Genomic DNA, 10,958 nt, shown 5'->3' with positions numbered 1-10,958 from the left:
CGCCGCTAAGTTACGTCGGATTGGGTACGAATACATCGCCCCGGCAGCGCTTCAAATACGACAAGGCCAGCGCCTGTCCCGTCATCTCGAGTTCCCCATTATATACCGGATCATGTCCGCCTTCGATATCGATGCTGCCTCGATAACCGGCTTGCCGAAGGATCGTCATGATATCAGTCCAATTCGTATCGCCGAATCCCGGCATGCGATGCCAGGCGAAGGACCGCGGGCCGTGAATGCCTTCCTCGCGCACGACGTCCCACGCGATAGTGGCGTCTTTGCCATGAACATGGAACACCTTATTCGCCCATTTGCGCAGCTGCGGGATCGGCTCGATCAGGTTGACCAGCTGGTGACAGGGCTCCCACTCGAGCCCGATATGATCCGATGGGACCGCATTGAACATGCGCTCCCAGGCGGCCGGATTATGGGCGATGTTCCAATCGCCCGTCTCCCAATTCCCGCCCATATCGCAATTCTCGAACGCGAGCCGCACGCCGCGGTATTCAGCCCGGCGAGCGAGCTCGCCGAAGACGTCGGCGAATCGCGGCATCGATTCCTCAATGGGCCGGCCGTTCAGCCGGCCGGCAAAGCCGGTGACCAGATCCGTGCCGAAATCATGGGCATGATCGATGAGCCGCTCCCAGCTTGCAACCGTGTCCGCGCTATCGCCGGTTCCCATCAGTGGATTGCCGTAAATGCTCAAGGCGGAGATGGACAAATCCCGGTCTCCCATCCCCTCACGGAGATGTATCGCCATCTCGGCGAGGTCGATCTTTCCTGTCGTCTGCCAAAATGAAAGATTGAACGTCTCGAAGCCATGTCCGGCAATCTGCGGAATGACGCGTACCGCATCCTGTCCGGCGACCATCGTGCCGATCTGAATGCCCATATAATCGCCTATCAAGGATCATCCCTCCAATACATAATTGGAGAGGACCCGCGACTGTCGTGCGGGTCCTCTATTAACGCTCTTCTACCTCGCTCTTGAAAGAGCTGCGCATCCATCGCTCATCCACGTTATTCGATTGGCTGCTCCTTGGGGAAGAACGGCCACATGACGTTTTTGAACGTCGTTTCAACATATTGTCCGTCCACGCCTGCGGATACGACCAACCCTATTGTGTAAGCGTCGGCAAAGGTAATTGTATTCGAGCTTCTCTCGGTCCACTCGATGCCGTCTTTCGAGGAGTACGTCTTCACGACGCTGCCAACTTTCTCCACCTTCAGCCAGATCGGCCATGTAATCGTGCCTGCGTTCACCCCAATCGACGTCACCCCGGTCTTCTCGCGGTAGATGCTTCGAAGCTCGCGGTGCCCGTCGACGAATATCCCATGGTGGGCGCTATTATTCTCGGTATTCTGGCGGATCATGACGCCAAGCTTCATATCCCGGTTCGGCGCTGAGCCCGAGAAGGTAAGTCCGTCGATTTTAGCCACGAGAACAGCATTCTCGGCGGTCCCGTTCTGGTACACATAACGGAACTTATCGAGCTGTCCCCATACGTTCGCTCCCGAGCCTTTCACCGTAAAGTCCGCCCCGGATTGCGTCGTGAGACCGGGGTTACTCGTCCCGATATCCATGCTGGTATACTGCTGATCGCTCAGCACCTGCACGAAATTCGCCGTAATCGCCTTATTGTCATCCATCATGACCGTGACCGTTTCGGAGGAAGTGCCATTCAAGCCGCCGCCGCTCCAGCCGACGAAGGCATAGCCGGCTGACGGCTTTGCCCTCAATTCTACCTTCGTACCCGCACGATAGGTTTCCTGGTTTGGACTGCGTACAATTACTCCTTGTTCCGGTGCCGCATGCGTGGTTAACGTATAGAGTTCGGACTCGCTGCGGAAGTTGGCCGTAATGTTCTTGTTACCGTTCATGACAATGACGTCCTGCTGGTTCATACTGACCAGGTCGCCGGTCCAACCGGTGAAGACGTAGCCATCAGCCTCTGTTGCGGTTACCGTGACGGAAGTGCCTGCCGGGTAAGCCGGGAGCGCAGGTTCGATGGAGACGGTCCCGGCTCCGTTCTCGGCATGCGCTGCCAGCGTGTACGAAAGCTGCGTCGGCAACTGAACCGCCCCGAACTTGGCCGTGGCGAATTTGCCATCGCTGCCGGACGTCACGGCTAACCCTGCCGTGAACGGACCGGTGAACGAAGGGATCGTTTGGGTATCCCCCTCGACCCAGGTATTCCCGTCCTTCGAGGTGAACGTCTTTAATGTCGTTCCCTTTTTCTCCACCTTCAGCCAGATCGGTAATTCGACCGCCGCATCCGACAAATATTTGCTGCCGGTCGAGGCATTGAGACGATACTGGCTTCGGATCTTGCGGTCCTGCGTCAAGAATACGCCTTGATAAAAGCTGCCTGGATCGGTGCTTTGACGGATCATAATGCCGGCCTTGGCATCCCCGGCCGTCCCGTTGAAATCTTCTAACTTCGCAATGATCGTCGCATCTCCGCTCAACTGATCCTGATAGGTATACCGGAAGCTGTCGCTGCCGCCCCAGATGCTCGATCCGGATGCCGTCATCGTGATGCCATCCGCATCCTCGAAGGTGCTGCCCGCATTCGTCGTCACGATATCCTTGCTTAAGTACGAAACGAATTTGGCCGAGATCGTCTTATCCCCATCCATACGCAATGCCGTGGAGGCAGATGTCCCGATCAAATCTCCCGTCCAATACAAGAAACGGTAGCCTGGCGCAGGTTCGGCTTTTAGATTTACCATCGAGTAGGGCTCGTAATCTTTTTTGCCTTCCGTGACCGGAGTGATCTTACCGCCAATGGCCGGCTTAATCTCCAAGCTAACCTTCTCAGGCATATCGCCAAAGGTGGCGGTGACCTTCTTATCGCCTTTCATCGTGATATAATTCGGATTGGCTCTGCCCGTAAGATCGTCCGACCACCCAACAAAGGCGGTGCCTTCGGGCACGTCCGCGGTTAATTTGATTTTCGCCCCTGCGACATAGAGACCAGATTTGACATCCACGGTGCCATTTCCTTCCGTCTCAACTTGAAGGTGGTGCATATCCGGCCAGCTGACATCGCTGAATGCGGCCGTAACCGTCTGTGATTCAGCTCCCGCTGTTGCGAACAGTCCAATGGTCAGCTCCATATTCGGATCCGCCCAATCATAGATCGTAACCTTCTCGGAGCTCTTCCAAATTGCCCCATCCGATGACCATGACAGGACGAGATCCATGTATCCGCTTCGTTCGATCTTCAGTTGTACCGAATCCGAACTGCCGACGACATCGCCCAATATCACCGGTGTACTGATGAATTCGCCGCCCTTCCTGTTTTGCATGACGACTTGCCCGTTCTTCACCATAATCGCGGCGTATTGGGAATCATTCGCCAAGCTTCTGCGAATCTGGATACCGGCGGCGGCCGTCTCCGGATTGCTGCCGGTTAACGAGTTGAGCGTGGCGGTGAAGACGGTGTTCGTCTTCAGCCCCGGACGCAGGAGGTAGCGGAAGCTATCCGGCGCGTTCCCAAAGCTGCCCTCGCTGCTAGTCAGCGTGTATATTCCATTATTGATTTCCGTGTGCCCCGGTGTAACGCCCGGCTCAATGTCTACGCTCAGTAGTCGGTCGGCTGGCGTGAAGTTGGCTGTGATCGTCTTATTCGCGTCGACCGTGACCTTAATCGAGCTCGCGCCGCTTGTCTTGGCGCCGCTCCATCCCATAAACACATAGCCAGGTTTTGCCGTAGCCGTTAGCGTGGCCTCTGTTCCTGCTTCAACCAAATCGCCCGATACGTTGGTCGGAATGTCAAAGACCTTGGCAACGGTGCCGCCTTCCGCCACGTTGACGGTCAGCGTAAAGACATCAACAGGCGAGAATTTAGCCTTAACATCTTGGTTTTTGACCATCGGGAGGAGGGCAGGATTCGCTGTATCCGTCCATTCGATTCCGCTCCAGCTGTCGAATTTATAGCCAAAATCGTCCACTGCGGTGAGAACGACCTTCTCACCTTCGTAATAGCTCGCTTTCACAGGGTTAACCTTAACCTGCCCATTCTGCGCGGAGGTCTGGAGCGTATAGGTCGGCAGCGGCACGAAACGGGCGACCACGTTCAGATTCGTTTGTCCTATGATAACGTCTACCGAAAGCGCGGTACCCGTTGCTCCACCTTCCCAGCCGACAAATTTAAAGCCGTAATCCGCTACCGCCGTCAGCGTCACCTTCTCGCCTTCGCTGTATTTCCCGTCCGCATTGGCTTGAATCACTTTACCGTTCTCCGCGATAACCGTAATCGTGCGAACCGGTACTTGTTTATACTGGGCGGTAATGGTTCTCGACTCATTCATCGTGATCTTGACCGAATTCGACGTGCCCAAGGAAGGATCGCTCCAACCGATGAATTGATACCCTGTTTCGGCCTTCGCGGTCAAGGTTAACGTCGAGCCCTTCTTGTACGTTCCGCCTGCTGGCACCACGTAGCCTCCCTTCGAGTTCACGGTTAGCTCCACCGTGTCTTTGTCTAGAGGAATTAAAGGCAGGATGGAAGCCGCGTTGGCGGATAAAATGTTGACCGAGAACTCGTTCAGCGTATTCCAGGAGTCGGTATACCGGTACATGACGGCATGATTCTCGTATTTCGGGAACGCCTTCGTTTTGGCGACCGCGTTCTCCTTGTCCTTGAACCAGGATGGATAAGGCGCGCTCTGAAGATCCGAGTTCGGAATGCCCGGCGGCGGGGCGCTCCATCCCTTATTGGGATCTTGCGCGTACTGCGCCCACTGATAGTGATTGAGCTCGTGGACGAACCACCTCGGCGTTCGCTGCGGGTCGCCGAGTCCCGTAATGAACGAGCGGCTGACCGCATTGCTCCCCAGCGTGTAGTCCCATGTCTGCTGAATGCGCTGCAGATATTGCTCATTGCCCGTCACGGCGTACCCGACCATGATCGGCATCAGCGTCGAAGACGTGAACCGCCATCCGATCTTATTCGGAAACCCTTCGTCCTGCGTGGATGCGCCGAACGGCGTCTCGTAGTGCATCTCATCCACCGCATAATCGATAATCCCGGCGCGAGCCCACTCCTGGTACTCGGGCAGATTCGGGTTATCGGACATGGAGACAAATACCCCCAGCCATGCCCGGTCAAGCACCCAACTCCAGAGCTTGAAGGTATCGTATTTGTTCCTCTCAATCGGCATTTCTCTTTCAATCCATTTGATCAACTCGTCTCTCGTAATATCCTCCGTCGATGAATCCTCGTCGACAAGCTTCTGTTGGTTGCCCATCGCTTCCAGCAGAGCGCTGGCGGCGAGCAGCATTTCGTTGGACCACGTATGGTGCGTTCCAACCTTGGTTTGGTCGTAATAGGAGCCGACCATAAAGTAATCCTGATCCTTCTCTTTGTAATGCTTCTTGAATCCATCAAACGCCTTGATCGCCGCATTCAAGTAAGAATCGGTCTTGGGCTCTTCTCCTTCTTCCGATTCCGAATAGTATTGCTGCATGATCGGCGTATTGTAAGCCTGAGCCAGCACGCCAGCGGCAAATAAAGTCTCGGCGATGTAGGGACCTTGCGTTCGGTTGTAGTACATCCGGTTTTTTGCGCCCTCCGGACCTTGGCCGGTTTCATACGTGCCTTTATCCGGATCGGCCGATTGCGGTCGAAGGTAACCCGCGACGGTCCCGTCCGTGGACGGATTCACGACCACCTTGCGCAGCCAATCCAGCTCGTAAACGAGCTCGTCGAGATAATCGGGCTTATCGTTGTCCGATTCGGGAATTTCCAGCGATTCGCCAAGCGCTTCGATCTGCTGCGGATAATATTTGGCGCCAATCAGCATATCGAGGCCGACATAGGCCGAATTGTACGGATACTTCCCCCGGTCTCCCGCGTCCATGTGACCGCCCTTGAGGTCGACGTACGCACCTTCGGCTTTATTGCCGTTATCCCGATATTTGGCTTGGTCGATCGCATCATCCACATGAGCACTCGGACGGTGCCAATGCGTATATTGCGGCGTAAGCCCGTGTTCGCCGTCGCGCTGCATGAACAAGGCGCGCGTGATCGTATAGCCGATCTCGTCCTTGTAGATCGAGGTGTCGATGCGGAACGGATAGGAAACCCCGATGCCCGGGATTTCAATGCGATAGGTCCCCGCCGCCTTCAGAGCTGAGAAGTCCAATTTATAAATATAGCTCTGTGTCCATCTGTTCTTCATTAACTCATTCGGGTTATTGTTCGAGACCGGGGCGGATATTGTTCCGGTATAGACTTTTCGGCCCGTGTCGTGATCCACGACGTAGAATTCGGGGAACTGCCCGAACTCCATGGTTCCTTGCCCAGTCCAATGCGACAGATACGCGATCTTCGTTCCTTCGGACGGATAGCCGACCTGGTTGGCTTGAATAATGGGGTTCAGCTTGGTTGAATCCAACGTGAAGTCGAACGAGCCGACATTCGCAACCTTGGGATCGATCGTGACCTTGTATTGTTTCCCTTCTTTAAACGTAGCGGCAGGCGGCATCTTGAGATACGCGCGATAAAATACTTTAATTTTGCCCATATCGCCCGCGTAATTCGGAATATAAGGCGCTTCCTCCGGGAAATACCGGTAGTGAACCGCCATAGGATGAACCGTTCCATCGAAAGCCGCATCGTCGCTGCTGTCGATCTCGTAAAGGTCCGTATTCGCGACATGCTCGTCGGCATAGGGATTGTCGACCAGCACGATTTCCAGCCACTCGGCGTTCAACGCTCTCGCATAGGATACTTTATCCTCCGGCGGTACAGGCGCGCGTTCCTTCAAGGCCAACGCGGGATTGGCCGCCGTGAACGCAAGCAGGACGGCCAAGCCAAGCGTCATCCCCAGCAAGGACCATACCTTCCGGGGCTTCAAGTTTACCATCTCGAATTTCCTCCTCCGCATCATTGGACTGCATGACGATCTCCTGTCGACTCGAATCCTCAAACCTTATGGGCGAAGGCCATCACCTCCCTTCCCGTCCAACGGCCTATTGCCTATCCGGCTTATGGAGGCTGCGCAAGACGTCCTCCGTGTAGATGGCTTTCCATTCATGCTGGCCGGAACCTATGGCATAGACGGCGAAGCTCCCTTCGATCCGCATTAGCGCGCGCTGCTCGGAATCGCTTCCCAGCCGCTCATACTGGATACATGCCCGATCGCCTGACGGGATATAGACCTCCGCCGTCGCATTCGGCGGAATTGCGACCGTGACGACGAGCTGGGTGCGGCCCTTCTGCCAGCGCGATTGCACCATGCCGCGGACGGTATGGACCTGTGCGCTCGCATGATCCATATCTTCGGGAATGTATGGCTTGATGCGAATGTGCCGATACCCTGGCGCAAGAGGAGAGATGCCGGCAAGATGCTTGTAGAACCAGGCGCTTAGCCCGCCGACCAGGAAGGCGTGGTTATTGGAAGCGCGATTGTCGGAGAAGTTCTCGAGCGCGGTGGTCGACGCATATTCCCGGATCCAATAGCCCCAGCAGCCTTGGTTCGTACTGGCGGCCAGCTGATAGGCGATATCATTCCTTCCGTTCTCCGCCAGCGCGGCGAGAATCGCCGTCGCGCCCAAGCAGCCGACGGTCATCGTGCCGCGTGACAGGACATCCTTCACCAGGCTGCCGAGCACGGCCGGCTTACACGCGGGAGGAACGAGTTCGAAATAAAGCGCAAGCGCGTTCGCGGTCTGCGAATTGGCATCGTAGTAGCGGCCTTCCTTCAAGAACGCGGCGTTGATGCCTGCTTTCACGCGGCTCGCAAGCGCCGAATAGGTCGCCTCGTCGGCGGTCTCGCCCAATTCACTTGCGATGCGCGACAGAAGGACCAGACACCGGTAATAATATGCCGTCGCCAGGAAAGTCTTGGAGAGCTCACCGGCGCTGCCGAACCAGTCGCCGAAAATCCTATTATTTTGCAGGAGATGTGCATCGTCGAGCAGGTGCCGGAAGGAGCTGAGACAGCTGCTCATTAACCCGTAATGCTGTGCGAGGAACGCCTTGTCGCCGTAAGCCATGTAGTAGTCCCACGGAATCAAGATCACGGCCGCGGTCCATGGCATGTCGAGCGTATATTCGTGCCCTTCGCTGGGACAAATTAGCGGCACGATGCCGTTCTCAAGCTGGCAATCGGCAATATCGTCGAACCACTTCGCGAAGAAGGCCGCCATGTCGAAATTCAACGCGTCCGCCTCGGCGTGACAGTGGGCATCCCCGAGCCAGCCCTGCCGCTCTCGCGTCGGACAATCGAACGGGACCGATACGAGATTGGATCGGAACGACCATGCGGCGCCGTGCTGCAGCCGGTTCAGCAGTTCATTGGAGCATGCGAATTCGGAGCCGTTCTCGATGTCGCTATGAATGACCAGCGCCGAGATCCGGTCGGCGGTCAGGCTGCCCGGATAGCCGGCGACCTCGACATAGCGGAACCCGTGACACGAAAAGGCCGGTTGATAGCGCTCTTCCCCTTTGCCGCTCAGGAAGTATTCGTCATATTGCGGCTGAGGTTCGGCCAGCCAACCGGCCTCCAGACTGCCCGGGTTAATCGTGCCGTCGGGATGAACGGATTCCGCATACCGGAGCGTGACCTTCGTTCCCGCATCTCCGACGACGGACAGGGATACGGCGCCGAACAGATTCTGACCGAAATCGACGACGAATGTACCCGCTCCGCCGCTTACGATCGATACAGGCGCCAGCGTGCGCGAGGCGATGATCGGCTGCAGCTGCGAGGTCAACAGCAGCGGTCCGTTCTCGGGAATCGGTCTGCCCCACGCCGAATCGTCGTACCCCGGCATATCCCAGCCGTCCGGGGCCAAGCGCGCGTCATAGGTTTCGCCCTTGCCCTCGGATATGCTGCCTCCCGCGTAACGAAGGGCCACATAAGCCCCCTTCTTGCGTCTTCGCCACGAGGAGTCGCTCACGATCGCTTCGGAGGTGCCGTCCTCATACCGGATGTCCAGTCGGAAGATGACCTTGCGGGTATGCAGGATGCCGATCGCGTTCGAGCCGGAACGAAGATCTTCCGTCACGTCGAACGTCCGGTACAACGCCCGCCTGAAATGCGTCTGCCCCGGGCTGATCAGGTCCTGGCCGATCTTCTTCCCGTTGATGCGCAGCTCGTAAGCATTCGCTTTGCTGCCCGTCGCCCCGATATACGCTCTGGCCGCCGTAATCCGCGCGCCGTTCCTCGGGACGAATTCCTTGCGCTCGTAATAGACCGCAGTAGGGCCGTTCGGATATTCGCAGTTGAACCATCTGCACTGCCAGTCGTCGGCGTTGAACAGGCCGGTCTCGAAAAAAGCGGCCTCGCTCCAAGCGGATTCGCGGCCCTGCCGGTCCCATATCTTCGCCTTCCACCAATACCGGAGCTTCGAAGCGAGCTCCGCGCCGCCGTAGACGACGGCATTCTGCGCGTCGCCCTCCACCTTCTTGCTATCCCACATGTCTCCGACTTGTCGATCCAGGCTGGATGGATCGGAGGCGACGAGGATCCGGTAGGCCGATTGCAGGACATCGCCCTCGCCCTCGGCGCACGCAATCTCCCAACTCAACTTGGGATTTGGTTTGTCTACCCCTAGCGGCGCTTCCATGTATTCGCATCTCAGCCGGACGAGCGTCCCGCTCCACGCCGTCGCTAACGTTCGTTCCATCTCTTGTCCTCCGCTTCTTGACGCTGCTTATGCTCGTGCATTCCCGATGGGTACCGCGTCAGTCGTCCCGTTCATTACGTATTGATAGGCGTAGATGTACATCCCCGCGGACCACGCCTGATAAGCCATGCCGGAAGGCATCCCGCTCCTGCCGTTCAGCCATTCGTTAAACTCCCATTCCAGCCGCTTGCCCGTTCGGTTCGCCTTCGCGAGATTCCCGAGCTCCTCCAATGCGAACTCGCGCCTCCCGGCCTTCATGAGCGCGGCAACATAGAATCCGCCGATGAACGGCCAGATGCCGCCGTTATGATACTGATAAGGCAAATTGAGATGCGCGTTGCGGTAATACTCGCGCCAGTCCTTGTCGCCGGGCATCGTCGGCGGATAGTTGGCCATGATCGGATAAGGGCGATTCATCCCCGTCTGAATAAAATGATCGAGTACCGCCTCCGTCTGGACTTCGTCCGCCACGCCGAACAGTATCGCCAGACTGTTGCCGAGCGCGTCGCAATGGTAGCCGAAATCGCGGAACGAAGCATAGGGCAAATAAAACTTCCCGAACCAATACGTCTCGCTGCTCATCCGGATGACGCGCAGCCACTCTTGGCAGTAGCCGTTGTCGCGAATCAGCCTCGTCTTCTCCTCGACATCCCCCGGCCACAGCAGCACGTTCAGCTTCCGACGGACGTCCTCCGCCTGGCGAAGCCGCTCTTCGCCGCTCTCCCCGGATAGCTCCAGCATGGCGGCATATTCGAGGAGCGCTTTATAATAGAGGACGTTGTCGTACAAAATATTGCCTCGATTGGCAAACAAATCGCCCCAGTCCGCGGCTTCCTGCACCTCCAGCAGCCCGCAGTTGTTGCTGTCCTGGTAGTCGAGCCACAGCATCGCTTGCTTGATTGAATCCAGATGCTTGCGAAGGAACGCCAAATCCTGGTAGCGCTCATAATAGACGCCATGTCCGATGACATACCACAGATTGCTGTCCACGGCGCCTTGATTCGCTTCCATGCGGGGCTTCTCGATGTCGACGGATAACGGAATCATGCCCAGCCTCGTCTGATAGACGGCCAGCGTTTCCAGCGACGCCATGAAGGCGTCCTTGAACGCGGGATTGTCGACGAGCGACGCGCCAAGTAACGTAATCATGCTATCTCTGGCGAATACCTGGGGATATCCTTCCAATAAGGCCGATGCCTTGGCGCCCATCGCATGCATGCACCGTTCCAGCACGTAGATGGATTGATGATAAGCTTCTTCGATCACGCTCATTGCATTCTTCTCCTCCGTTCTTCCGTATCATCGATTCGCGCCT

Annotated in this window: 4 protein-coding genes; all 4 read right to left on the bottom strand. The window is 56.8% G+C overall.

Annotated features, from left to right (window positions below):
* Nucleotides 1–10: 10 nt before the first annotated feature.
* Entirely contained in the window at nucleotides 11–907 is an 897-nt protein-coding gene (locus ACFSKT_RS01075; protein ID WP_377719953.1) for a sugar phosphate isomerase/epimerase family protein, read from the bottom strand.
* Between the two features lie 113 nt (nucleotides 908–1,020).
* Nucleotides 1,021–6,876, bottom strand: a complete 5,856-nt coding sequence (locus ACFSKT_RS01070) for an InlB B-repeat-containing protein (RefSeq protein ID WP_377719952.1) — start codon at nucleotides 6,874–6,876, stop codon at nucleotides 1,021–1,023.
* A 106-nt stretch (nucleotides 6,877–6,982) separates the two neighbouring features.
* A complete protein-coding gene (locus tag ACFSKT_RS01065; protein ID WP_377719951.1) occupies nucleotides 6,983–9,643 on the bottom strand; it encodes a family 78 glycoside hydrolase catalytic domain in 2,661 nt (886 codons plus the stop codon).
* A 27-nt stretch (nucleotides 9,644–9,670) separates the two neighbouring features.
* Nucleotides 9,671–10,915 carry an amylo-alpha-1,6-glucosidase gene (locus ACFSKT_RS01060; protein ID WP_377719950.1) on the bottom strand — a complete coding sequence of 415 codons (1,245 nt, stop codon included), beginning with the start codon at nucleotides 10,913–10,915 and terminating at the stop codon, nucleotides 9,671–9,673.
* Nucleotides 10,916–10,958 lie beyond the last annotated feature (43 nt).

The sequence above is a fragment of the Paenibacillus xanthanilyticus genome, assembly GCF_042682185.1.
In the GTDB taxonomy this organism is placed as follows: domain Bacteria; phylum Bacillota; class Bacilli; order Paenibacillales; family Paenibacillaceae; genus Paenibacillus_Z; species Paenibacillus_Z xanthanilyticus.
Note: the sequence above shows the minus strand (reverse complement) of the source record. Positions and strands in the feature narration are given on the sequence as shown.